The sequence below is a fragment of the Streptomyces noursei genome (assembly GCF_001646665.1).
Lineage (GTDB): Bacteria > Actinomycetota > Actinomycetes > Streptomycetales > Streptomycetaceae > Streptomyces > Streptomyces lavendulocolor.
The window spans coordinates 235,687-261,540 of record NZ_LWBU01000091.1 but is presented as its reverse complement, the minus strand read 5'-3'; the positions used below and the strand labels follow the sequence as shown (position 1 = coordinate 261,540).

The 25,854-nt window shown below is 71.2% G+C and carries 13 protein-coding genes; 5 read left to right on the top strand and 8 right to left on the bottom strand.

All coding sequences use genetic code 11. The features are described 5' to 3' along the window. Positions 1–2 precede the first annotated feature (2 nt). Both A4V12_RS09405 and A4V12_RS09400 read left to right on the top strand, forming a co-directional pair. The gene (locus tag A4V12_RS09405) at positions 3–1,004 is read left to right on the top strand and encodes a proline racemase family protein (RefSeq protein ID WP_064068791.1); all 1,002 of its coding nucleotides are present in this window, start codon (positions 3–5) and stop codon (positions 1,002–1,004) included. 38 nt (positions 1,005–1,042) lie between these two features. Further along, positions 1,043–1,711 carry a GntR family transcriptional regulator gene (locus tag A4V12_RS09400; protein ID WP_064068790.1) on the top strand — a complete coding sequence of 223 codons (669 nt, stop codon included), beginning with the start codon at positions 1,043–1,045 and terminating at the stop codon, positions 1,709–1,711. Positions 1,712–2,039: 328 nt separating this feature from the next. On the opposite strand, the gene A4V12_RS09395 is transcribed toward A4V12_RS09400, so the two are convergent. The 4 genes from A4V12_RS09395 to A4V12_RS09380 form a co-directional block, all read right to left on the bottom strand. Further along, on the bottom strand, positions 2,040–4,313 hold the full coding sequence (locus A4V12_RS09395; RefSeq protein ID WP_064068789.1) for a UvrD-helicase domain-containing protein: 2,274 nt from the start codon (positions 4,311–4,313) through the stop codon (positions 2,040–2,042). Further along, a complete protein-coding gene (locus A4V12_RS09390) occupies positions 4,310–11,278 on the bottom strand; it encodes a DEAD/DEAH box helicase (RefSeq protein WP_064068788.1) in 6,969 nt (2,322 codons plus the stop codon). The genes A4V12_RS09395 and A4V12_RS09390 overlap by 4 nt, the downstream gene beginning before the upstream one ends. Positions 11,279–11,357: 79 nt before the next feature. Continuing rightward, on the bottom strand, positions 11,358–12,008 hold the full coding sequence (locus tag A4V12_RS09385) for a hypothetical protein (protein ID WP_234372118.1): 651 nt from the start codon (positions 12,006–12,008) through the stop codon (positions 11,358–11,360). After that, entirely contained in the window at positions 12,005–13,213 is a 1,209-nt protein-coding gene (locus tag A4V12_RS09380) for an AAA family ATPase (protein ID WP_064068787.1), read from the bottom strand. The genes A4V12_RS09385 and A4V12_RS09380 overlap by 4 nt, the downstream gene beginning before the upstream one ends. Positions 13,214–13,504: 291 nt before the next feature. Here A4V12_RS09380 and A4V12_RS09375 point away from each other — a divergent pair, with 291 nt between their 5' ends. Next, entirely contained in the window at positions 13,505–14,551 is a 1,047-nt protein-coding gene (locus tag A4V12_RS09375; RefSeq protein ID WP_064068786.1) for a beta family protein, read from the top strand. Positions 14,552–14,569: 18 nt separating this feature from the next. Here the strand turns inward: A4V12_RS09375 and A4V12_RS09370 are convergent, their stop codons facing one another. The 3 genes from A4V12_RS09370 to A4V12_RS09360 all read right to left on the bottom strand — a co-directional run bounded on the left by A4V12_RS09370 (position 14,570) and on the right by A4V12_RS09360 (position 19,412). Next, positions 14,570–18,445 carry a caspase, EACC1-associated type gene (locus A4V12_RS09370; protein ID WP_064068785.1) on the bottom strand — a complete coding sequence of 1,292 codons (3,876 nt, stop codon included), beginning with the start codon at positions 18,443–18,445 and terminating at the stop codon, positions 14,570–14,572. Beyond that, entirely contained in the window at positions 18,442–18,867 is a 426-nt protein-coding gene (locus tag A4V12_RS09365; protein WP_064068784.1) for an effector-associated constant component EACC1, read from the bottom strand. The genes A4V12_RS09370 and A4V12_RS09365 overlap by 4 nt, the downstream gene beginning before the upstream one ends. Before the next feature lie 104 nt (positions 18,868–18,971). Continuing rightward, positions 18,972–19,412, bottom strand: a complete 441-nt coding sequence (locus A4V12_RS09360; RefSeq protein WP_064068783.1) for an ATP-binding protein — start codon at positions 19,410–19,412, stop codon at positions 18,972–18,974. A 150-nt stretch (positions 19,413–19,562) separates the two neighbouring features. Between A4V12_RS09360 and A4V12_RS09355 the strand changes: the two genes are divergently transcribed. Both A4V12_RS09355 and A4V12_RS09350 read left to right on the top strand, forming a co-directional pair. Further along, complete coding sequence (locus tag A4V12_RS09355; RefSeq protein WP_064068782.1) at positions 19,563–20,423, top strand: helix-turn-helix domain-containing protein; 861 nt, start codon at positions 19,563–19,565, stop codon at positions 20,421–20,423. Continuing rightward, positions 20,420–20,623, top strand: coding sequence for a DUF397 domain-containing protein (locus A4V12_RS09350; RefSeq protein ID WP_064068781.1), 204 nt, complete (start codon positions 20,420–20,422; stop codon positions 20,621–20,623). The genes A4V12_RS09355 and A4V12_RS09350 overlap by 4 nt, the downstream gene beginning before the upstream one ends. A 50-nt stretch (positions 20,624–20,673) precedes the next feature. Here the strand turns inward: A4V12_RS09350 and A4V12_RS09345 are convergent, their stop codons facing one another. Next, on the bottom strand, positions 20,674–25,854 hold the full coding sequence (locus A4V12_RS09345) for a hypothetical protein (RefSeq protein ID WP_064068780.1): 5,181 nt from the start codon (positions 25,852–25,854) through the stop codon (positions 20,674–20,676).

The window sequence follows — 25,854 nt, the reverse complement described above, 5'->3', positions numbered from 1 at the left end:
CCATGCGCACCCGCCACGTCCACCACGCCGTCGACTCGCACACGGAAGGCATGCCGACCCGCGTCATCACCGGCGGGATCGGCACCGTCCCGGGCGCCACCATGGCCGAACGGCGCCGCCACTTCGCCGACCACCTCGACCACGTACGCACCCTGCTGATGTACGAGCCGCGCGGCCACGCCGCCATGAGCGGCGCCATCCTGCAGCCGCCGACCCGGCCCGACGCCGACTTCGGCGTCCTGTTCATCGAGGTGTCCGGACTGCTGCCGATGTGCGGGCACGGCACCATCGGCGTCGCCACCGTCCTGGTCGAGACCGGCATGGTGCCCGTCACCGAGCCGGTCACCACCGTCCGCCTGGACACCCCGGCCGGACTGGTCCGCGCCGACGTCCGGGTGATGGACGGCGCGGCGACGTCCGTCACCCTCACCAACGTGCCCGCCTTCGCCGTCGCCCTCGACCGCACCGCCGACGTCCCGGGCCTCGGCGAGGTCGCCTACGACCTGGCGTACGGCGGGAACTTCTACGCCTTCGTCGAACTGGACGCCCTCGGGCTGCCCTTCGACCGGTCGCGCAAGGACGACCTGCTGGCGGCGGGGCTCGCCGTCATGGACGCCATCAACGCCACCGACCGCCCCGTCCACCCCGAGGACCCCGGCATCGGGGGCGTCAAACACGTCTACCTCGCCGCCCCCGGATCAGACGCCACCCGCTCCCGGCACGCCATGGCCATCCACCCCGGCTGGTTCGACCGCTCGCCGTGCGGCACCGGCACCTCGGCCCGCATGGCCCAGCTCCACGCCCGCGGACTGCTGCCGCTCGACCGCGACTTCGTCAACGAGTCCTTCATCGGTACGCGGTTCACGGGCCGCCTCACCGGCACGACGACGGTCGGCGGCCTGCCCGCCGTCGTCCCCGCCATCACCGGCCGCGCCTGGATCACCGGGACCGCGCAGTACTTCCTCGACCCGGACGACCCCTTCCCCGCGGGCTTCCTCCTCTGATCCCCTACGATCCCTGACGACCCCCGGGAGGCAGCGCCATGGCCGGCCAGCACCTGAAGAACCTCATCACCAGCCAGGAACGCCTGCGCGACCAGGTGGCGCACGCCCTGCGCGCCGCGCTGATCGCGGGGGAGCTGCAGCCCGGCACGGTCTACTCCGCCCCGGCCCTCGCCGCCGATTTCGGCATCTCCGCGACGCCCGTACGGGAGGCGATGCTCGACCTGGCGGGCGAGGGCCTGGTCGAGCCGGTGCGCAACAAGGGCTTCCGGATCACCGAGGTCAGCGAGCGGGACCTCGACCAGTACACCGAACTGCGCGCGCTCATCGAGGTGCCCACCATCGGCGCCATCACCGCCTCGGCCGACCGGGAGCGGCTGGAGGAACTGCGGCCGGTCGCCGAGGAGATCGTCACCAGCGCGCGCGAGCACGACCTCATCCGCTACCTCGACGCCGACCGGCGCTTCCACCTCACCCTGCTGGCCCTCTCCGGCAACGACCGGCTGGTGGAGACGGTCGGCGACCTCCGCAAGCGCGCCCGCCTGTACGGCCTGACGGCCCTGGCCGAGCGGGGCCTGCTCGTCGCCTCCGCACAGGAGCACCACGAACTGCTCGACCTGATGATCGCGGGCGACGCACCGGCGGCCGAGGCCTGCATGGCCCGCCACCTCGGCCACGTGCGCTCGCTGTGGGCGGACAGGAGCGAGTGAGCGCTCCGTCCGCCGGCCCCGGACCCGGGCGGCGGCCGGAGAACGCCACCGGCGACCCCGCCGTCCCGGACCCGTGACCGCCCCAGCGGCCGGCGCCCCGGAACGACGAGTGCCGGTCCGTACCGTTCCGTACCGGTTCCGGCTCAGATGTCGCGGAAAGGACTTGACAGTTCTTTGACCTGCCACGATCCATCTCCCTGAATGACTGACCTGGGCAGATCGTCTTTCGGCTGTTTCACGGTCGTGCCCGTTGAGGCGGCCGAAAGTCCCAGAGAAGTCCCAGAGGGCTTCCATCGGGCGTGTTCGTGGGCTCTCGCTCAGCCCCGCTCTACTTCCGTTGCGTCAGCCCGGGGCCCAGGAACGGACTGGGGTTGCCATGCCAGAAGACATCCACGCTGTCCCGAGCCCTGGTGGCCGCCACGAACAGCAGCGACCGGGCCCGCTGCATCTCGTGGCGGTACCGCACCGGATCGCTCGCCCGCAGCCGGCTCACCGCCTCGCGCGGCACCAGGCCGTCCGATACGCCCGCGATGATCATCCGCTGGTATTCAAGCCCCTTGAACCGGAACATCGTGCCGACGTGCACGCCGCCGTCGCCCTGCGGGCCGTCGGCACGGATCTCCACCGGCCGGATGCCGTGCGTGCCGAGCGTGTAGCCGATCTCGGCGGCCATCTGGTTCGTCGGCACGCAGATGGCGATCTGCTCGTGCGGAATGGCCAGATCGGGGTCGGCGTCCCAGTCCGCGATGAGGGCCGCGATGCCTTCCCGCTCGGCGGCCCAGTCCGGGTAGGAGTGCCCGGACGGCTGCCGTCCGCTGAGCACGGACCGGTAGCCCGCCAGTGTCTCCTTGTCGCCGTCGAGGTCGTCGTAGTCCGTCTCACCGAGCACGTCGAGCGCCGAGCGGAGGATCTGCCGCGTCGTGCGGTAGCTCAGGCTCAGCTTCGACGACCGGCCCCGGATGTTGACACCCAGGCTGCCCAGCGTCACCTGGTTCTTGTAGATGCGCTGATGGGTGTCACCGACCAGGAACAGGTCGTCCGCCTCCCGGGGGGTCATCGCGCGCAGCATCTTCCAGTGCGCCGGGCGCAGGTCCTGGGCCTCGTCCACCACGACGTGCCGGTACCGGTAGCGCAGCCAGCCGCCGGAGCCGTCCGCGACGTGGATGTTGTCAAGGCCGCCGGCCTCTTCCCGCTGCCGTGCGAGGGAGAGGATCCGCTGTTCACGGCCCATTTCCAGCCGGGCGGCGCGCTCGGCGACCTGGTCCCAGGTCTGGCGTCCGAGCCGGTCCAGGCGCTGGGTGAAGCGTTCCGCGAGCTGCCAGATCTCGGCGCGCTCCCCCCGGGTGACGTTCCGGCCGCGGCCGGCCCGCCGGGCGCGGAAGTAGTCGGTGCGCGTGGCGACGGCCTGCCCCAGGATCACCTGGGTCCATTCATCGTGCAGGAACTCGGGGTCCCAGCCTTCCTCGCCCAGCTCGTCGAGCAGCGCCCGCCATTCCCGTACGGCCTGGCTGTCGTCCATCACTTGCTTGCCGCTGCCCGGTTCGGCCTCGCGTACGATGCGCAGCGCCAGTTGGTCGACGTGGCTGACCTCGACCCGGGCCAGCAGTTCCTCGCCGCCCAGTTCCAGCAGACGCGAGCGCAGGTCCGCGGCGAGGTTCTTGTTGTACGTGGTGAGGAGGACCGGCTTGTCGCGTCCGGGCGGCAGCTGCCGCACCAGATGACGCACCCGGTGCAGGGCGACGATGGTCTTGCCCGTGCCGGGACCGCCGCCGACCCGGGCCGGACCCGAGTAGCGCCGTTCCACGAGCTTGGCCTGGGTGGGGTGGAGGAAGACCTTCCAGCGGCTGAAGTCGCCGCCCTCCAGGGCCTCGCGGAGGGCCTCGTCGGAGGTGGTGACGACCGTGGCCGGGCGCTGCGCCGCGGCCTGGAAGTCATCGGGGTCGACCGGTGCGGCGACGGCGACGGGCGTCGTCACCTGGTCGAGGACCTCGTCGTACGACTTGCCGTCGACGAGGGCGAGCAGGACCTCGCCGGTGAGCTGGGGCGCGTACTCGACGAGGCCGAGGAGCTGGTCCTCGGTGGTGAGCGTCCGGATGACCGGGAGCAGCGGCTCGGCGACGCCGAGCTCCGACAGCTGGGCGTCGGTCCAGGCCGCGAAGAGCTCCTGCGGCTGGGCCGCTTCGGGCGCGGGAGCCTCGGGCGCGGTGGCTTCGGGTACGGCCGGCGCCGGGGCGGGCGGGGCGGGAAGCCGGCGGAGGACGCTCTCCTCCACGACCTCCAGGTCGACGTACTCGATACCACCCGTGACCTGGTTGACCTGCGCCGACAGCCGGTCGTGGACGTCCTTGCGGTGCTTGACGGAGACGATCAGCCAGTCGTCCTCGGCGAGCCGGATCAGCAGCGCCCGGTAGTCGTCGCTGACGCGCGCCGACCACAGCCGGCTGTCTCCCTTGAGCTGCTGGAGCTTGAGGCCGGTGGTGTGCGGGTTCGTCTTGAACTTGTGCTGGAAGTCGAAGAAGGCGCCCTTGACCGTACGGGGGAGCTTGAGGATCTCCTTGTCGGCCTTGTCGAGCAGGCGCAGCGTCACGCCCGAGGCGGTCATCGTGTGTGCTCCCCGTCACTGGTGCTGTCGTGGTTCGTGTCCAGGCCCCGCCCGAGCAGCCGGGCGGCGAGTTCGGCGGCGTCCCAGGCCGTCGCCGTACGGATGTCCCAGTCGGCCGCCGCGAAGGCCTTGTCCCGGTCAGCGGCCTCGTGGTCGGGTTCCGGGCCGTCGTCGCGGGCGGCGAGGACCACGCCGACGCGGGCTGCGGGCCAGGCAAGTTCGGCCTGCCAGCCCCGCTCGTCGAGCTCGTAACCGTCCTCGGGCGCCGGCACCCCGGCCTCCGCCAGGGCCAGGGCCAGCTCGGCCAGGCCCGCCTCGTCGGGATCGAGAAATTCGAGCACCGGGTCCCAGCCCGGGTCCCGTCCGGTCGCCGTCGCCGCGACCGGCTCGGCGGCCGCTGCTGTCACTCCGGCGGAGGCTCCGTCTGCGGCGACCGCGGCCGCCGGTGTGCCGTCCCGGACGGCGCCGACCTCGACCGCCGCCGCCTCGGCCGCGACCGGTGCCGACTCCTCCCGGGGGATCTCGGTCCGGGCGGACTGCAGCCATCCCTCGCCGCCGGTCACGGTCAGCGCTTCGGTGGCGAAGCCGTCGACGAGGCTCGTGGTGAGCTGGGCGCTGTCGCCGCCCGCGTGGTCCAGGAACTGCAGCACGTTGCTCCAGTACAACCAGGCCCGCCAGCGCCTCCGGTGGGCCCGCGCGTCGGCCATGGCTTCGGCACTGTCGTCGAGCACCGTCAGGCCCGTCCATACGGGCGGGGTGCGCCGGCCGTCCGCGGCGAGGACGAGGCGGCAGCCGGAGGCGTCGGTCCCGTACACCAGCCGGACCGGTCCCGCCGGACCCGTGACCGTCCCGCCGCCCAGCGCCGACAGCAGGGCCGGCCCGAGGCCGACCGTCCCGAGGGCGGCGGCGCGGACGCCGGCCGCGCCGACGAGTCCCGCGGCGGCGGCTTCGGCCCGCCGCTGCCAACGTGCGGCGTCGGGCGTCCGCAGATAGGCGAGCAGGAACCGGGCGGGGTTGACCCAGACGGCGTCGGACAGTTCGCCGGGCAGTCCTCCGCCGATGCGGCTGTAGTAGTCGCGTGCCCGGTTCTGCGCGTCCGCCGGGTAGGGCTGCCAGACCGGGTCGGCCGGGCCCGCCGCCGCGTATCCGGTGTCCCGTACGCGCTCTCGCCATTCCTTGACGTCGTCGTACGACAGCTGGAACACCCGCAGTCCCTCGCTGCGCAGACCGGTCCGCTTGGTGGCGTCGTCGGCCAGCCGGTTGTGCTCGGGGGTCGCGTGGTAGGCGTAGCCGTCGAGGTACACGGCGACGCGGGGGCCGGGCGCGTCGAGGCGTTCGAGGAGTATGTCGGGCCGGGTGCCGTCCAGCGCGCGCTGCTGCGAGACCCGCCAGCTCACGGTCGCCCCGTCGTCACCTGTCAGCCGCAGGTCGAGCGCGTACGTGCCGGCCGACGTGGTGTACGCGTCGGCGGTGGCGGCGGACTCGGCGAGCCTCGCCCACTCCTGGAGCGTCTCGATGAACAGGATCTCCAGATCGCTCTCGGCCTGCCGCTCCAGCGGGATGTGCCGGGTCGTCGCGACGGGTGAGGTCCGCCAGCGCGAACCGTCCTCGCCGAGGAGGTCCTCCAGCATCTGCCGCACCTCGTTGCGGCTGACCTTGTCGTAGTCGGCCGCCGGCACGCGCCGCAGCAGGCACTGGTGGCAGCCGTCGAGACCCTTCTCGCGGCACCCGCAGTCCTCGATGACGTCCCGCGCCTTGAGCAGCACGTCCCGGAAGCCGTCGGCGGACGCGAGCCGGTGCAGATAGCCGGTGCCTCCGGGGAGGCGGTCGTAGACCACGAGGAAGCGCCGCGGCCAGTCGGAGCCGTCGGCGCCCAGGTGGTCGGGCATCGTCGCCTCGGCGATGTCGATGTGATCGGGATCGCCGCCGTACTGGGCCGCGATGCCCGCGAACAGCGCCGCCGTGAACGACGCGAGGCGCTCCTTGGCGCGGGCCACGGACGCGGGCAGCAGGATGCGCACCGCCTCCGTGGTGAGCTCGTGCGCGAGCAGCAGCGGCACGTCCTCACCCTTGCCCTGCTGCTCGGCCGGTCCGGCCGCCGGGGTTTCCCTGGTCCGGCGGCGCGGACACCACAGCAGGTGGTGGGCGGCGGTCGCGGTGCTCGCCGCGCCGGAGTCCGTCAGCGCGTGCTGGGGCACGTCCACGACCGGACGGCCCTCGGCCGTCGCACCACCGCAACTGGTGCACACGTAGAAGGGGTTGAGCCGCACGTCCGCGCCGGCGAGCGGCACGGTGCTGCTGCCCTCCTCCCGGTCGAGCCCCAGGTTGAGCGTGCGGATCTTCGCGTGCCGGGTGAAGTCCACGCCGAAGACGGCCGTCTCGTGCCGCCACGACCCGGGGGTGATCCGCTCCGGGTCGACGTCGACCGTCGTCAGCACCGCGTAGTGCCGGCGGTCCCGCTCGTCGCGGTCGTCCCGCACCCGGGCGTCGTCCCGCTTGTCACGGGAGACGACGCGCCGCGGCTGGAGCACGTACTGCACGCAGCCCGCGTCGGCGATCTCCCGCCCCCCGCAGCGGGGACACGGGCTGGTGTCCTTCCTGGCGTCGTGCGTACGGACGTACCCGCACGCCGGGCAGAGCCGCCACTCGGCCCAGGCGCGGCGGTCCGGGGTGCCGACGTCGAGCGCGCGCACCACGTGCCGGTAGCCGTTGACGTAGAAGCTGTTCCCGGGGGCCAGTTCGGTCAGGGCGAGCTTACGGGAGCGTTCGTAGTCCCGCGTCTCGCTGCGGTACACCCGCTTGGCCGGGTCCCCCACGGGGTTCTCCGACCGGGTGTCCTCCTCGTCGTCCGGGGTCTCCGTCCAGTACAGCGTCGCTTCCAGCTGCGTGGTGGTGTCGGTGAGGCTGTAGTTCGGCAGCAGTCCGAGCTCCACCAGGGTGCCGTGCGCGCTCGACTGGCTGAGTTCCCGCAGCAGGTCCCCGGCGCTGCGCCGTTCGGCGAGCAGTTCCCGGCGTTCGCGGTCCTGGACGACGTCCGTGCGGACCAGGTGTTCGGCGGCCTCGTCGATCGCGGCGATCCTGCGCCGGAGCTCCTCGCGCCGGCCGGTCCAGTCCTCCTCCGCCTCCTGCAGCGCCCGGACGATGCCGCCGGTGGCGTACGCCCTGAGCTCGTCCGCCGCGTACGGCGACACACCACCGTCGGCATCGTCGCCACCCGGGAACAGGGCGAGGAACTCCTCGACCAGCGTGGCGCCGTGGGTCTGCGCGGCGTCCGCCAGATCCTGGCACCAGCCCGTGGTGCCGAACAACGCGGAGGACAACCGGGGCACGGGCGGCAGGAGTTCGCCGTCGGAGGTCCGCAGCCCGCCGCTCGCCGCGAGATCGAGGAGCCGGGCCGTGTACTGGCGGCGCAGGATCTCCACGGCCGACAGGTAACAGCCGGGAGGCAGGATTGTCCCCGCGATCATCTCCGACGGCTCGTCCAGGTAGTACAGGTCACGGGCGCGGCGCCCGCCGAAGGCGACCACCAGCGCGTTGCCCGTACGGCGTCCCGCACGGCCGGCCCGCTGCACGTAGTTGGCGGGACCCTTGGGCAGGGACCCGAGCAGCACGGCGGACAACTCGCCGATGTCGATGCCGAGTTCCAGAGTGGGCGTGCACGACAGCACGTTCGGGTCGGTGTAGTGCGTGCCCGCCTTGAAGCTGCGCTCGACGCGCTCGCGCTCGGGCCTGGTGAGCATGCCCGTGTGCTCCGCGGTGACCACGCGGAACGTCCCGCCGGTCAGGTAGAGCCGGCGGTAGTAGTCGCCGGTGTAGTCCCGCTCGCGGACCGCCGAGCCGAACCCGGATGCGCTGGACCCGCTGCGCGGCATGCCCGGCTGGGGCGGGGTCAGCAGTCCCTTGCACCGGTAGCGCGGGCACGGGTGCCCGTACCAGCGCGTGCGGCGCTCCGGCGCCACGACCTGCTGCCAGCCGCAGTCCTCGCAGCTGACGAACGCCTTGTTGACGACGGCGTCGTCGAGCAGTCGCGCCTCGATGTGCCCCGGCTGCAGTCCGTAGAGCCGCGTCTGCCGGTCCCGGGCGGTGCGCACCGCGACCACCCGTTCGTCGGCGAGGGCGGGCAGCAACCGCCGCAGGTACTCGGTGGCACCGGCGGCGTCCAGGCCGAGACAGCGGCGGGTCCAGTCCTGGTACCAGCCCAGCCGGCCGGTGATCGCGTCGAACTCCGACCTGTCCTTCTGCCCGTCCAGCAGGAAGCGGGGCGGCGCCACGCCTTCGGGGAACGCGGGCATGCCTTCAGGCCTGCGGCCGGAGATGAGGTACCGGTTGGTGCCGGCTTCCTTCATCCAGGTGTCGAGCCACCGGTGGTGCACCGCGCCCCGCAGCCGCAGGCGCTCCAGCAGGCCGCGGACGTAGGCGAGGTAGCGGTCGGGCGTGGGCAGTCCGCCGGTGACGAGGAGCTGGCCCGGGAGGGACAGGTGGATGTCGCGGGCGAGCGCCGTGACGCGCTCGGGCTCCGCGATGACCACTTCGGCCGCGGCGGTCCGCGTGAGCTCCAGGGTGCGGCCCATGCGGCTGCGCAGCCCGAACTCCATGACGGTGGCGAAGGCGAGACGCTCGCCGATCAGCTTCCACGTCCGCGCGTCACCGGTGCCGCGTCCCGACAGGAGCCGGTCGACGCCGGGCTCGTCGTGCAGGTCGGGCGGCACGACGGCGGCCAGCGCCTCGGGGTCGTCCACCGACTCCAGGACGTGCCCGATCAGGTCGTTGAGCGCGGTCGGCGCACCCGACTCGTCCAGGTTGTGGGCGAGCAGCGAGCGCAGCGAGAACTTGTACGAGGCGTTCGCGACGTATCCGGCCCGGTGGGCGGCGTCCTGCGTGGAGTCGTTGAAGAGCAGCGTCTTGCGCTCCTCCGGTACGAGCGCGATGTCGCCGCCCGTGAACAGCTGGGTGACGGTCGCCGAGGCGAGCGCCGCCTGCGCGGTGCCGAGGAAGCGGATGCTGTTGTCGGTGTGGCAGGCCGGGCAACGGTCGTCCTTGGCGGCCCGGTCGGCCGACTTCTTGTCGAGCACGGCAAGGGCGAACCAGGCGTCGATCAGGTCGCCCGCGTCCGACGGCGTCGGCAGCCGGTACGTGCCCTGCCCGCCGTCGAGGACCACCACCGACAGCGGGTCGACGCCGCCGCCGTCCGACGGCCGCGCACCGGTCAGCGCGTCCAGCGTCTGCTGCCGCTCGCCCTGTGTGGCGGCGATGAAGTAGCGCAGGCGCCGCTTGTCCCGGCCCACGGATGCCCGCCAGATCCGGTCCTGGGCCATGACCAGTCGCTGCGGGTCCGCCTCGGGGGACAGCGCGGCCCAGCCGGAACGGCCGCAGTTGCGGCAGTACACCGCGGGCAGATGCACCTCGGCGGGCCGGACCGCGGTGTCGGCCCCGGGCAGCGGCTGCGGCCGCGCGGAGGGCGACGGCCAGCCGGCGGACGAGCCGTCGGACTCCTCGTCGGTGACCGGAGCGGCGTGCAGCGCGGCCCGGCGCGCCGCGGTGCGGTCGTCCTCGTACCAGCGGAACTCCGGGGCCGCCCCCACGCCCCGCAGTACCCGGGTGACGGGCCGGACCCACAGGTGGGCCTCGATGTGCAGCAGCGGCCGGGGCCGGCGTTCGTCGGACTCCGGGTCGCGCGCTGCCGACAGCAGGGCGACGAACCGTGACAGCGCCTGGAGCACGAGCTGGGGGTTCTCCCGCGCGGTGCGCCCCCACGCGTACCCGAAGCGGGCCAGCCGGTCCCGCAGTCCCCACTCGTCCAGCGGCTCCCCGCCGAGCAGCGACAGCACGCCGTGGGTGAAGTCGTGGCGCTTGAGCAGCCGCCCGGTGCGGAAGGCGTCGAGGCCGGCGCGGCCGAGCAGCCGCTGCGCCAGCCCGTCCAGGTCCAGCAGATCGGGCTGGGCCTCCACACCGGGACCGCCCGAACAGGCGATGACCTCCTGCGGTGTCGGCGGCTCGGGCAGCTCGTAGTCCACGGCACCCGTGAACTCCTCGGCCGTCATCCGCTCCTCGCCGACCACCGCGTCCGCCGGGAACGGCATCCCGAACACCCGCGACGCCACGTCGAGGATGCCGCCCGCCTCCTTACCCGCGGTGTCCGCCGGGCCCTCGCCCAGGGTCGCCGAGGTCGCGACCGGGCAGATCGACCCGAGCGGCCGGCCCGGCCGTGCCGCACCGGTCGCCGCGGCCAGCCGCCGCAGCAGCATCGCCACGTCGGTGCCCTGCGCCCCGTCGTACGTGTGGAACTCGTCCAGCACGACGTACGTCAGGTCGGCGCCCTCCCACAGGGAACGGTCCTCGCCGCGCTGGAGCAGCAGGTCGAGCATCTTGTAGTTGGTGATCAGCACGTCCGGCGGCGACACGCGCATCTCCTCACGCCGGGTCATCACCCGGCGGAAGTCCGTGTCGGGCCGGTCGCCGATGTACAGACCGGCCGTCACCTGTGCCAGCTCGGGCCGCGCCAGGTAGTCGCCGATGCGGCCGGCCTGGTCGGTGGCGAGCGCGTTCATCGGGTACAGCAGGACGGCCTTGACGCCCCGGTTGCCGCGCGCCCGCTCGCGCCGGCAGTGGTCGAGCACCGGGATCAGGAACGACTCCGTCTTGCCGGAGCCCGTCCCGGTGGTCACCAGGGTCGGCCGGGCCGGACCATGCAGCGTGGACAGCCGCGCCCACGCCCGGGCCTGGTGCCGGTACGGGACGAAGCCGGGGAACCCGGTCGTCCACTCCAGCTCCCGCTGCCAGCCGCCGTCGGCCACATGGAACGGCGTCCGGATCCGGAGGTAGGGCCCCCGGAAGATCCCCGTCTCGGGATGCCCGAGGAAACGCTCCAGGGCACGCCGGGTGCCCTCGTCGGCGAGGGCGTACGTCGTCGTGAGGTACTGCGTCAGACTGCCGCGCAACTGGGCGGCGGCCATGGTGGGCTTCACGACGGTCCCCTCTGTCTTGCCGATGCCACGGTGATCCGTACCACCGTATAGAGCTTCCTGCGTTCCCGGTGAGCTGGGACTATGCCGCCTTGCGCCAGGCCGCGATGTCCTTCGCGAAGTCCAGGAAGGAGCGGTTGTTGCCGGGGGGCGTTTGAGACACGTGGCCGCCCTCGACGGCCTTCTCCATGATCTTGGGCGCGTGTGATTCCAGGTAGCCGGGCTTCGTGAGCTGCTTCTTGAGGTGTTCCTTGGTCTTCTCCAGTCTGGCGAGGTCGCGGCGACAGTCCGCCTCCCGGAGCTTCCAGCCGGGATGGAGTGCGGTGAAGGCCTTGGGAAACAGCATGAGCCAGGCCTCGATCTCGTAGGCGGCCAGGGCCAGAGCCGAGGGAGTGCCCTTGAAGACGCCGTCCATCTCCTCGCGGAGGCGACGGCGCAGAGTGTCGTAGGTGTCGTCGGCGACGCCGTCGAGGTCGGCATGTATCACGATGCCGGCGAGTTCCGCCGTGTCGGCGATACCCGCGGCGTGCTTCTTGATCTCCTGGAGTCGGGGGTGGAGCGTGGCATGGGCCCGAGCTAGGCGGATGGGCTTCTTCAGCATGCGCACTTCGGGGCACTCGCCCGGGTGCAGGGCGGGTACCAGGTGCTGGAGTACCTTGCGGTCGTAGTCTCCTTCTCCGGCCACCACGATGACCGAGCGGCGTCGACGGGACGGCTTGGAGCCGCGGCTCACAGGCCACCTCCCAGGGCCCCGGAGTACCAGAGCTCACCGATCGGTTCCCACTCGGCCTTCTCGATGATCCGCTGGATGTCCTTGGGGCGGCGCGCGGGGATGACCGAGGCGCCGCTGTCGCGGCGCTCGCAGACCACGAGCTCCTCCGGCTCCAGGTCGTTGAGGACGACGAGCGAATGGGTGGTCACCAGGAACTGGCCGCGGGTGCTCGCCTCGCGGAGCCGCCCGACGAGAAGACTCAGGGCGTGCGGGTGGATGCCGTGGTCGATTTCCTCGATACAGGTCAGCAGCGGCGGCTCCGGATCGTGGAAGATCGCCAACAGGCACAGGATGCGGACGGTGCCCCAGGACGCCTCGGCCAGGCGTGTGCGTCCGCGGAGGCCTTCTTCTTCCAGCTCAACCGCAATGCGGCCCGCTTCGCCCGGCACGTCCACGAGGTGGATGTCGCTGATCTGCGGTACCACCGTGCGGACATCCTCCAGGAGCATGTCCCAGGCTTCCCCGTGATCCTTGAGCGTCTTAAGGAAGTCGGCGAGGTTGGAGGCGTCGTTTTCCAGGCGGCGGCCGGATTCGGTGATCCCCCAAGGTTTGCGAGCGGCACGGACGTCGGGATCGAAGACGCGGATCTGCCGGATGTGACGAGTCAGAGCGCCGGCAGCTGCTGCGGAGGAGAGGAAGCCAGAAACTTCGCGAGGCTGGTGCAAGCCGGATGCCATGCGTCCGACACCCAGCGACAGGGGCGAGTTCTCGGGCCCCGACGGGTTTGTGAGGGTCACGCGGTCGCCCGCGTACTCAATCGAGGTGGGTGCTCCGGCCTCGGGGTGCTGGGTGAACCGCTCGCGCCGGTACATGGTATGGCTCTGACGGGACCTTTCCGGGAGCCGGGGCCGGTCGATCCTCAGCTCGTACCGGTCCGGCTCGTCTTCCGAGGCGAAGTCCGACCAGACACCCTCGATGGCGACCGATATCCGGGACACCGGCTTAGGTCCACCACGAAATGCCAGCACATCGAACCCGCCCTGGGCATTCAGCGCTGCTTCGATCCCCTCACGGGACACGTCACTGAGGAAATTCAATGCGTGCAGGACGTTCGACTTTCCCGCAGCATTGGGGCCGACCATGACGGTCAAGGGGCCCAGCGGAAGCTTCACGTCCGTCAGGGTGCGGAAGTTTCGGACCGTCAGTCCGAGAATCCGATGGTTCACAACGCGGGCCCAATCGTGGTGCAGCCGGGCGCAGCACGGCCGAGGTCGACAAGCGGTGCTACGGCAGACGCACGGTCATGAACGTGCAGACGCGATGGGGTTCGGCTGCCGAGCTTCACGAACAGTACCTCCCTGGTCACAGCGCTACCAGGTACTTGAGCGTTCCAGCCAGGAAGGCTGAAAAGGCGTCATTACGTGCGGCAGCGATGCGGCGGATCCTGAAGCACGAGCCGGAACAACGAAGAAAGGCGCGAGAGGAAGAGGACACGGGCAGAGCCGGAAGGAGCCGCCATGTCCGGACTGCTGTACGTTCCCGTCCTGCCGGCCAAGCAGCACGCCTGCCAGGCGTACCGGCAACTGATCCCGGCGGTGCACGCGGCCGTCGTGCCGCTGTGGAACCTTCCGCCCCGCGCGGGCACACATCCCGACGCACTCGCCGTGGGCGTACGGGACGACCTGTGGCGCGTGCGGAAGGCCCATCGCCATCATCCGGCCTGGGTCGACTGCCCGTTCGCCGACGAGGCGCAACAGTCGGCGCTGGCCGGGGCGCTGTCCGCGGACGCCGACGTGAGTCCGCTGCGCCCGGTGACGGGCCCCGACCGCTCTGAGACTCATCATGCCGCGATGCTGGAGCACGCCCGGTCCACGGGGAGCGGACTGGGCATCCGCCTCATGATGCCCGGCCACTGGGACGACGTGCCCCTTCCTGCCGTCCGCGACCTCATCGCCCGTGTCGACCCCGCCGTAGAGGCGGACCTCCTGCTCGACCTGGGCGCCGTCCCCGCCGACCGCACCGACGCCGCGAAGGAGACACGGCGCGCGCTCGACGCCCTGCTGCCGCTGTTCCCCTGGCGCACGGCGGCCGTCCTGGGCGGTGCCTTCCCCGACGTCACCGCCCGGCTCCTGGAGCCCGGCAGCGCGGTCGTACCACGCTTGGACTGGCGCGTGTGGACGGAAGTGCGAAGCAGCAGACGGGAGTTCGACTCCATCCTCGCGTACGGCGACTACGGCGCCGACTCCACGCGGGGCATCGCCCGCCCGCCCTCCACCGGCAAGGGAGGTCCGCCCTGGGGCGTGCTGCGGTACACCACCGACGAGTCGTACGTCCTTGTGAAGGTGCCGACGCGAGGCCCCGACCGGGCCGCCTCCGTCCGGGCTGCCGCGCGGGACATTCTTGCCCTGGCGGACTTCCGCGGTCCGGCGGCGAGCGCGGGCGAGACCTGGCTGCGCGACTGCGCACACGGGCACGGCCCCCAGGGCACCGGAAACGCCGGAGTCTGGCTGCGCGTCGGCAACATCCAGCACATGACGCACGTCGTCCGGAGCCTGCGGCCCTGACCCCGCCGGGGTGCGCGCTCAGGCGAAGAGCGGCTCCAGCGTCACGTCACCGGCCAGGATCCGCCACGCCGGCACCCGGACCGTCCGCGCCACCGGTCCGGGCTTCGCGCCGGAACCGCCGGACGGCAGCCCGGGCAGCAGGTCGCCGCGCGCGTGCGTCAGACGCAGATGGCGGGCCGGGTCCTGCCCGCGCTCGGGCCCGGTGTCGACGAGGACGGCGGTGTTGGCGCCGTCCACCGTGAACAGCAGGTCGACGACGTGCCCGCCGACCACCGCCTCGCGCTCCAGATCGGTCACACCACAGCGCCCGAGGAAGTCCTGGAGCCGGTCCGTGAGCTCCTCACGGACGGCGCTCCGGGGCCTCGCGCCGAAGCCCGCGCCGGGCCCGTCCGCCGACGCTCCCGTCCCCAGCACCTCCGACCGCCCCGCAAGGAGCGCCGGAAGCCCCGACTGCCCCTGCCAGAAGGCATGGCTGCCCACCGTGATCAGCTGCGACTTCGCGCGGGTGACGGCCACGTTCCACAGGTTGACCTGGCTCGACACCCAGTGCGTCGTACGGGGCGGGGTGTTGCCGGTGGCCACCGGGCTGAGGACCATGACGTCCCGCTGCCCACCCTGGAAGGCGTGCACCGTGCCGACCCGCACGCGGTCGTCCTCCGCCCACACCCGCGCCAGGGCGTCCTTCTGCGCGCGGAACGGCGTCACCACGCCCACCGTCGCGTCCTCGGGAAGCCGTGCGAGCAGCTCGTCCACCGTCTCCCGCACCCGGGCGGCCTCCGCCGCGTTCCGCGAGGACCGGCCGCCCGCGCCCAGCGCGGACGCGCCGTCCGGCACGTCGACCCAGCCGAGGGCAGGAGCAGGACCGCCTGACCCGACCGGATCGAGCGCCGGAACCTGCCTCCTGACGTCGGTGAGGACCTGCAACTGCCCCGCGTAGCAATGACCGTTGACGACATCGGCGATCGCCGGATGGCACCGGTAGTGCTCGTCGAGCAGCAGCGTCTCCTCGCCGTGCTGCGCCGCGGCGTGGTAAGCGGAGTACACGTGGTAAGCGAGCCGGTGATCCTCCAGCTGCGCCGCGCTCAGCCCGGCCCGCACGCGGGCCTGCCGCTCCTGCTGCGCCGTGATCCCGGGAATGTGCCCGAGCTGCATCGGGTCGCCGATGACCAGCGCCCGCTTGGCCCGGAACAGCAGCGGCAACACCGCCGGGATCGAGCACTGGCTGGCCTCGTCGATCACGACGAGGTCGAAGAGCTCCGGGACCAGTTCGAGCTGGCGCACCGAGTGCGTGCTGATGGCCCAGCCCTTCAGGTGCGCCATCAGATTGCGCTGGCTCTTCCAGAAGCCGGAGCGCCGGCGCAGGGCCTGGAGCCGCTGAGCCATCAGCGACCGCCCCCGGGCCATCGCCTCGGCGGACACGGCCCGGGCCAGCTCGCCCGAGACCTCCGACAGACCCGCCCGGCTCTCCAGCCGCGCCTGCTTCAGCGCCTCCTCGTCAAGGGCGAGATGCCCCGGTACGAGGCTCCTGAGCGCGCTTTCCACTCCGGCGGCCTCGGCGAGGGCGAGCAGCAGCTCGGGCGGTACGGGCCGTTCCGCGGCCCAGTCCGGCCACGCGCCCGTACCGCCCTCCCCGGCGGAGGCGACGAACGCGGACAGCGCCCGCCCCCTGCGCCACCGGCCGAAGGAGTACCAGCGGGCGACGACGGCCCTCCGCGCCCGGTCCTCCCAGGCGGCGAGCGCCGCGCTCCCGCCCTCGGACCACGCCCGCTCCAGCAGCTCCACCGGCAGCCCGAGCTCGTCCGCACGGCGCTCACGCTCCCGCAGCAGTTCCAGCAGCCGCGCCTCCTCGCCGACCAGCCGCGCCGCCTCGGCCTCGTGCACGGCGGCCCGAGCGTGCCGGTTCCTGAGGTCACCCGCCACGGTCGCCGCACCCCGTGCCGGGGCCTCGACCGGCTCGGCGAGCAGCCGCTCCAGCTTCGCGGCCTCGGCCTCCAGAGCCTCGGAGTTCCCCGTCCGCATGAGCAGCCCGGGGGAGATGGCGTCGCAGCGCTCGGCCACCACGTTCACGGCCTCGTTATTCGTGGAAGCGACGAGGACGGACTGCCCGGCGGCCACCGCGGTGGCGACCACCGCCGCCACCACCTCGCTCTTCCCGGTGCCGGGCGGCCCGGTGGAGACGGTGAGCGGCCGGGTCATCGCCGACGTGATCACCAGAGCCTGGCTCTCGTTGCACGGTCCGGGGGAGACCAGGACGGGCGGCGCGTCGCTCCCGCCCGGCCCGCCGTCGCCACCCCCGGTGAGGAGCGCGTCCAGGGCGGTGCCGGGGATCCGGTCGGCGCGCGTGGACATCTGGAGCAGGTTCTCCACGAGCCCTTCGGACGCGGCCCGCTCCAGACCCGAGGGCGTGAGGAGGACGGCGGCGTTGTGGGCGCCGGATCGCAGCGAGTCCATGACGGACCGCTCGCTGAGCGCGGACAGGTCGAGCGGTTCCAGCTCCGGGAGTTCGAGTCGCGTGAGGAGCTCACGCACCGCCTTCACCATCTGGGCGGCGTTGCCCTCCTGCCAGGCCGGCTGCCAGCGGCCGAGCAACTCGGCCGCCTCCTCGTCCTCCAGCAGCTCCGTCAGCACACCGCTGTGCAGCGTCGGCACCCCGCTCGGCCGCAGCCGGTCCCGCCCGTTCTCGTCAGGTGTCAGCTCCATCGGCTGGACCAGCAGCGGCGCGATGCGCACGGCGGCCCGCCGGCCGCCGTTACCGCCGCGCTCAGTCAGGGTCACGGCCGGGTACCCGTACCAGTACTCCTGCAGCCCGGCCTCGTCGACCTTCGCCCCGGTGCTCTTCGCCCTGGGCAGCCCACCGGGCGCGGGAAGACCGGACCCCAGTCCCGACTGGATCGTCTCCGCCCCCTGCCCCAGCAGGAAGTAGTCGGAGCCCCGGCCACTGTCCCGGTCGGGCAGCATCTTCGACTCGGCCTGCGCCCGCAGGCAGTGCGCGTAGTAGCGCAGCAGACGCTCCCGGTCGACGCCGTCCCGCGCGTCCTGCGCGACAAGGCCCCGGGCCTTCGACAGCGCCGAGGAGACCGGCAGACCGCCACCGCCTTCCGGCGCCGGCTCGGGGAGCCGGACGGACCGCGCCACCGAACGGGCCAGCGGCAGGGAATGCGTCGCACGGATGGTGGACTTCGTGGGCCGCTGCTCCTCGGGCACGCCGATGCGGACCATCTGCGCGGTCAGGTACTCGAACAGGTCGTCCGGCGTGATCCAGCCGCTGTCCTTGATCCGTCCGCTGCGCAGCCCCTCGACGATCTCCCCGGTGAACCGCGACGTGCCGAGCGAGGAACCGGCCGGAGCCAGTGCCGAGGCGGCCTGGAGGGCGTCCGAGGCGGTGATGAAGTACACACCGGTCGGCCGCAGCAGCGTGCTGGGCGCGGGCCGTTCGCCGCCGTCCGCCGCTCCCTTGGCCGTCCACCCCTGGACGACGGAACCGCTGGAGCAGCAGTCGAGCAGCACGACCTTCGAGGAGGCCCGGCACGACGTGAGCATCCGCTCCAGGAACTCGGCCGGCACGGCCGTACCCGGCAGGTCGTCCGGATCGGCGTCCCGGGTCAGGAAGTACAGCTGTCCGTCCGCCTCGCAGAACTCCCCGTGCCCGCTGAAGTAGAGCAGCGCCGTCTCGCTGGCCTGCCGTTCCTCCAGGAACGTCTCGACGGCGTGCAGCATCTCGGCGCGCGTCGGCTCCGCGACCATCGCGCAGTCGTTGTACATGCCGATCTCGGTGCTCTCCAGCACCGCCTGCATGTAGTGCAGGTCCGCCCGCACCGCGGGCAGGTCGTGGTACCGGGCGCTGTCGTACGTGGATACGCCGATGAGCATGGCGTACCGGTCGTTGTCACTCACGCCGCGCCCGGCCCGCCCTGCGCGCCGTCGCCCTCCGTGGGGCCGGAGTCTCCGTTGAGGAACCGCTCGATCTGCGCGTCGTCCGCGCGGGCCTGCTTCCCGGAGATCGTCAGCGTCGCCCCGTCGGGCCGCGTCACGACGATCGTCCGCTGCGGCACGCGCGCCAGCCACAGCTGAAGGGCGGCGGCGACCAGGGAGCCGCCGCCGAACACCAGACCGAGGAGCTCCGCGACCGGTCCGCCCTTGTCGGTGGTGGTGCCGGTGGCCGCGGGTCCGGCCGGAACGTCGAGCGCGGCCTGCGGGTCCGCCTCGGCGAGGGCGGCGAGCAACTCGCGGGCCTCGCGCCGCGCGCGCAGCGGATCTTCGTCGACGATGGAGATGCGGTAACCGGCGGCCGGGTCGGTGTGATGGGTGCTGCTCACGTGCGCTGTTCCCCCTTGGGCTCCCCCGTGCAGTGCACACACGGACGCACGACCCTAGCGACATGCACGGACAGACCGTCGGCCAATTTCCGAAAACCCGCTGGTCATTGGCGTGAAAGGTGCAGTTCGGCCCACACGGTCTTCCCCGGAGCGCCCACGCGCGGCGCCACCGCCCACCGACTCGCCAGCCGCGCCACCACGAGCAGCCCGCGCCCCGACTCGGCGTCCCCGGGCGGCTCGTGGGAGGACAGCAGCGGTACGCGCTCGGTACGGGTGTCGGTGACCTCGATACGCAGGGTGGCCGCCGAGTCGGTGAGCCGGAGATGGAAGTCCCGCCCGGGCACGTGCCCGTGACGTACGGCGTTGCCGGTCAGCTCGGCGGCGATCAGCGTCATCGTCTCGTTGGCGGTCGAGGTGTACGGGTGCCCCCAGCAGTCCAGACGGTGGGAGACGAACCGCCGGGCGAGGCGGGCACCGCGAGGTGAGGACGTGAAGCGCATCGCGAACTCAAGGGCGGTGGATGCGGGCGAAGTTTCGCTGTTCATGGGACACAGGCTGACGTCTGTCGCTTACGCTGAGTAAGGCCCGGCGTGCGTACAGGGGGCAGCGGTAGGCGCGGTGTCGGTGCCTGTAGGCGGCGCGGAGCGTGACGGCCGACGCGGAGCGGCGTTGGCCGGTGGAGGTGATGGCGGGCAATGAACGAATCCACCCGGCCGGCAGAGGACGAGGACCCGGTCGGCGACGCCGCCGCACCGGACCCGGGCTCGGGCATCCTGCGCGTCTTCGGCCGCCAGTTGAAACGGTTCCGGGTACGGGCCGGGGTGGAGCGGTCCGAGTTCGGGGCGCGGCTGGGGTACTCGGCGTCGACGATCGCGGCGTACGAACAGGGGCGGAGGGTCCCGCCGCCGCGCTTCATCGACCAGGCGGACGAGTTGCTCGACGCGGGCGAGGTCCTCAAGGAGATGAAGGAGGAGGTCGCGCGGGCGCAGTACCCGGCGTTCTTCCGGGACGCGGCGAAGTTGGAGGCGGAGGCGGTTGAGCTTCATGTGTACGACACGCATGTAGTCAACGGCCTCTTGCAGACCGAGGAGTGCGCCAGGGCGGTGTTCGGCATGTGGCGGCCGCTCCTCGACGAGTCGGTCATCACGGAGCGGATCGCAGCCCGATTGGCCAGGCAGCAGATCTTCTCCAGGCGCCCACACCCACATGTGAGCTTCGTGATCGAGGAGGCTGTGCTTCGCAAGCGGCTCGGCGGACGGGACGTTTGGCGAGGTCAGCTGGAGCACATCCTGCTGGTCAGCCAGTCGCGCAACATCGAGGTCCAAGTGATGCCGCTCGATCGCGAGGAACATGCGGGCCTCGCAGGGCCTTTCACCTTGATGGAGATGAAGGACGGACGCAGGATTGCCTACGCAGAAGTGCAGAGCGACAGCCGTCTGCACACCGAGCGGGGCAAGGTCCGTGAGCTGGAGGCTACGTATGGCAGCCTGCGTGCTCAGGCCCTCACACCGTGGGATTCGCAGGCCCTGATCGAGAAGTTGCTGGGAGACCAATGAACGCGAATAAGCCCGGGCATGAGAACGACACGCTTGCCTGGTTCAAGAGCAGCTACAGCGCCGGTGACGGTGGCCAGTGCGTCGAGGTGGCCGGGTGCCGGAGCTGTGTCCACGTCCGCGACTCGAAGGACACGGGCCGCCCTGGGCTCGTGGTCGGAACGTCCGCCTGGACGGCGTTCGTCGGCTTCGCACGCCGGTAGGACGACAACGTGGCTGCCCCGGACCTCGAAGGGTCCGGGGCAGCCGCATGTCATGCTGCGCTCTCCACGGCCGCCTTGCGCGCCGGAGGCGTCCAACGCCCGAGCTTGATCTCCTTGTCCAGCCGCGCCTGGAAGTGCGCGTGGGCGGCCCGCATCTCGGCTTCACGATCGGCCTTGCAGAAGGGCCCGACGTAGCCGGCGGGGGGCGGGGTGTTAGTGGGGTCGGCGAGGTGGGCTTCGAAGTCGAGCCAGTCCTGCTTGGTTTGACCGTGGCCGTAGGTGTTGTGGTTTTCGGCGATCTTGCGGCCGAGAGCGTCAAAGAAGGTGGCCGACTCGAAGTCGTAAAGCTGAGGGTAACGGGATTTGAAGATCGCAACGAGCTGGTCGGCGTTGATCCCAAGCCAGACGGCCACTAGCGCGTCCAGTTCAACGAGCGCGGCACGGCGTTCGTGCTCCGTGCGAAGTGGAGTGGTGTACTCCCAGGTCGGCCCAAGACCTGCGGAAAGGGGCTTAAGGCCCGACCACGCGGGGTTGGCCCAATCCTCGTAGCCTGCCCACCGAGGATCGAAGAGTTCCTCCCAGAGAGGAGCGTAGTGGGCGGTGATGACGTTGAGTCGGAGCGTACGGAGGAGTAGGGCGGAGGCCAGCGGATGGTGAATGGTGGGCGCGGGCATCTTTCGAGCCTCGCCGCTGTGCAGGTTCGAGCGACTTGTGATACGCAGCACGTAGTCAAGAGGCAGTGCGGCCCAGAAACCCGCATTGAGGGTGGTTAGAAGATTGCTGCCCAAAGTAGTTGAGTTGACTGCGTCAATGTGGGCAGGGCCGGGCGGCAGAATGGCCGCCTGCAAGCTGCGGCTTGTATTGAACGGGATCATGCGACGCCAAGCCAATCGGTAGTACGACGTGGAAGGTCTACCTCCCCAGGAGTCCTGGGCGTTGAGGTAAGCTTCCTCGCTCACATTCCGGACGAAGTTGGTTACCGGGATGTAGTCTTCGGGCGTCTCCGTTGGCACAACCAGATCCCAGTCCCTGTTGCTTCGGCATGGGATTCGCGGCTGTTTGTAGAACGGTAGCGCGGCGGCGAAGTGCGGTCCTTGGAGGATGACGTCCGAGATGGATGGCACGGTTCGATTCTCCCAGCGAATCAGACCATCCTTCTTCGCTCCAGACTCGTGATATCCACTCGTGATCAGAGGCTGGTGGTCGCCGAGGCTGTTGCTATAGCCAGCCAAGGCCTCGATGGCCCCTTGTTCACTACGCAACACGGGGTACAGCAGCGGAGTTTCTGCAGCTTGTCCCGCCGAGTCGGAAAGAGACCTCCAAGTGGCAAGCAGCTCCGTGTCGACATGAACCACACGCTCTCGATGCGGACGGATGTCCCATGAGCCCTTGTGCTTGATTCCTGGCGCCTCGCCGCTTCCGTCATGTGACAGTGAATCGGGAAGGATGTCGGCATCGCGCAGTTCACTCAGATGGAGGAAGTCGGGCTCACGGGAAGGGCCGTACACATGCATCGCGAATTCCTGAGACCGGGTGAGGTCATCGAACGCCCAGTTTGCGGAATTAACGAAATGAGCGTGCACGCGCAGATGCCGGTAAGCCGCCGCCCGGATAGCTCCTTCGCGCACCCCTCCGAAGTGGGTGTCTGGGTGGATCATCCCCGCGCTGCCGATGTGGGCGAGGTGTTGCCACACCCGCGCCATGAACGCGCGATACAGGTCACCCTGGGTTCCCACCAGCAGCGGATATGTAGCTGGACTGCCCAGCGTGGCGACGGTCCCAGCGTGAGCTGCCAACTCACCCAAAATGTACGCCTGGTTCTCTGCTGCGGCGCGTAGAACGTCGTCCTTACGCAGACGCCACTCGGCTGCTCCCGAGTTCTGCGTCAGCATGAACCAAGGCTCCAGCTCTGCCAGAGTCAAATCTTCCTGCCACTGTGGTCGAACCCACGGTGGATTCCCGACCTGCAAGTCAAACCCGCCCCGCCCCCCAAACACCTGGGCAAACTCCAACTCCCAATGGAAGAAGCCCTGCCGCTTGGCCACATCCCCCGCAACCCCCACCCACGGGAACCGCCCCTCCAGCCAATACGACCAGTCCATGCCCATCCAGCCGGGCAGCTCGTCCTCGTACCGCTCCAGTACGTCGAGCGAGTCGAAGGTGGGAACCAGCGACTCCGTCGGCACGTCGTGCGTCCCCAGCAGCGCCTCCGCGAAGTCCAGCCAGTCGTCCAGGTTCGCCAGCGGGATGACCTCGCGGCGCTGGCCCCCGAAGGACTGCTCGCCCTTCCGCGTACCCTTCCGCCGCTTGTCGATGTCGCCGCGCTTGACCTCCTTCACGGTGACGTTCCCGAGAAGGTCGACCTCCTCGTACGTACGGATCACGTCCGACGCCCCGGACTCCGCAACGGCCCCGCCCTGCCGTGCGGGCGGGACCTCCGCCCGCTGGTACCGCGCGTCGGTCCCGTCCAGCAGCCCAGCCTCCTGCACCGGCCAGAACCACAGCGCGCACCACGTGTCCATGAGCTTCTTCAGCCGCCAGTACGGGGTGTCCACCGCCGTGAGGTCGGCCAGCACCTTCTCCCGGGGCACGGCCTCCTTAGGCCGGCGCAGCCAACCCGGCTCCGCCTCCCACACGTCCACACGCCGCGAGATCTCCCGCTCGGAGATCGTCAGCCGCTGCACGACCAGGTCCCACAGGTACTCGGCCCGCCGAGCCAGGCCCTGGAGGCGGGCCGTCTGCTTGGCCGTCGGGGACTTCGTGACCGCCTTGCGCCACGCGCCGAGCGCCTTCGCGGCCTCCGGCGCCAGCGCCTTCGCCTCCTTCTCGGCGGCGACAGCGCCCCACTCCTTCGCCGGGAGGAGGAAGTGGTGCACCGCGCCCTCCGGCAGCGGGACGCCCGCCTGCGCGTCCGCCAGCGGGTAGCGTTCCGGCGTCGTGCCCAGCCAGCCGCCCTTCTTCAGGCGCTCGGGGCTGTACACCTCGCGTCGGCCGCCGATGAGGGAGTTGCCGCGCCGCAGGTGGAGGCCGAACCAGGGGGCCTCCATGCCGGGGTGCATGGTGTTGAGCCACAACGACACCTCGGCCAGCTCGACCGCCGTCTCGTTGAGGTCGACGCCGTACGAGTTGTGGAGGGCGATGTACGCCTTGGCCTTCTGGAGCTCGACGGCGTACTGCTCGGTGTCGATGGAGCGGCCGAGTTCCTTCTGCCGGCGCCGCAGGTACTCGGCGGCTACCTGGTTGATCGCCTCGTTGAGGAACGCGCCCGAGCCGAGGGCCGGTTCGCAGATCTTCCAGTCGAGCAGCTCGCGCGCCTTGGTCTCCGTGCCGTCTTGGTCCAGGCGGTGCTGGAGGGCCAGCTCCACCGTGACCTTGGTGAGGGACTCCGGGGTGTAGTAGGAGGCCGAGGTCTGGCGGTCGCGGCCGGAGAGCCGGTAGACGAACGAGCCGGGGGCGTACCGGACGCGCAGCTCCTCGCCCGTGTCGCGGTCCGGCCGCCGGACGAAGACCGTGTCCGGGTACTCGTCGGCCTTCGACTTGGGCACCAGCCAGGAGCCGTCCTTAGGGTCGCCGCCCTTGGCGACCTCGTACAGCTCCTCGCCCGCGATGAAGCCGGAGTACGACATCAGGCCCTCGTACACGGCGCCGAGCTGGTTGATGCCCAGCTGGGCGTACGAGATGAAGCCGCCGCGCTCGCCCTTCTTGCCCTTGGTGAGCATGAGCTTGTGCAGGACCTCGTACAGGGTGGCGTTGCGGAGCCGGGTGTCGAGGTAGCGGACGCGTTCGCCGCGGGCGAGGGCCTCGTCGGCGTCGTGACGGGGGTCGACGACGGCGTCCGCGCCGATCAGCTTGATCGAGTCCCGCTCGAAGAGCGTGGAGTGCAGGGGCTCGAAGCGCAGGCCCAGGTCCTCGCTGGTCTTCGCGCCGACCGAGCCGACGGCCTCGGCGCTCTCCGCCGCCTCCGCCGTCTCGCCGTGGGTGCGGCGCGGCCGGTAGCCGTCCTGGACCTTGCGGAACAGCAGGTCGAGCGATTCGTACAGGTAGAAGCCGCGGCGGGACTTCTCGTCGACGAGGTCGCGCTCCGCGACGAGTTCGCCGAGCCGGCCGAGGCCGTAGCCGAGCTGGTACTCGGGATAGTCGGACGGCAGGATGCCGAGCTCGGGGCGGGCCTCGGCGTACAGCAGGAACAGGATGCGGTACAGGTAGCGCAGCGACTCGCGGGTCAGCTGGCGGCCGAGCTCGGGGAGTTCGCCGATGTCCTGCGGCTGCACGCCCTGCTCGCGGAGGCGTTCCAGAACCTCGTTGGCGATCAGCTCGACGCTCAGGCGCAGGCCGTCGCGCAGGTCGCTGGAGACCCCCACCGCGTGCTTGGTGGACTTGCCGACGAGTTCGGCGAGCGGGTTCTCGCCGCCCTCCTCGGGGGTGCGGAGCGAGTCGGCGCCGAACAGCGCCGCGACGGTGTCGAGTTCGCCGCCCGGACGAGTGTCGTTGCGCTGGAGTGCGATGTCGAGGGAGACGGCGAGGTAGCGGCCCTCGCCCCACACCATCCGGTCGGCGAGGACGACGACGCCGCCGACGAGCAGCAGCACGTAGCGCGGGGCCTCGTCGCAGGCGAACAGGAACGAGGCCAGCTTGGAGCCGGTGGTCAGGCTGTTCGAGCCGTCGAGGACGACGGGGTCGAGCAGACGGCCCGGGCCGTCGGGGTCCAGGGCGGCGTCCGCCTCGGCGGCCCAGCCGCAGTCGACGGCGACGAGGCCCTTCTCGACGTGCGCGACGGTGATCTCGTGGCTCTGGCCCGCCCGCCAGACGGTGAGGTTGCCGGGCTTCGCGTCGTAGCCCAGTGCGCGCAGGACCTCGGCGTTCAGCGCGTGTACCCGCTCCCGCCAGGCGGGGGCGCCGTACGTCAGCGCGTCGTCTCCCGCGTCGGGCACGGAGGCGGTGCCCTCGGCGTCCTCAGGGAGGGCGAAGAAGGAGCGGGCACGGAAGTAGTTGCGGCGCAGTGCCCGGAGACCGGCCCGCGGAGTGACGGGCAGGGCCTGCTTGGTGTCCTCGCGCAGCATGTCGGGGCCCTCGGAGGGCGCCGCCTCTCCCGTACCGGCCGGGGGCTTCGCAGCCTCCTCCCGCTCCTTCCAGGTCTGGAGCAGGCCCGTCTTGAGGTCCTTGGGCAGTACCTCGGCGAGGTAGTGGGCCGAGAAGTAGTCGCCGCGGTTGACCAGGGAGTCGTACGTCAT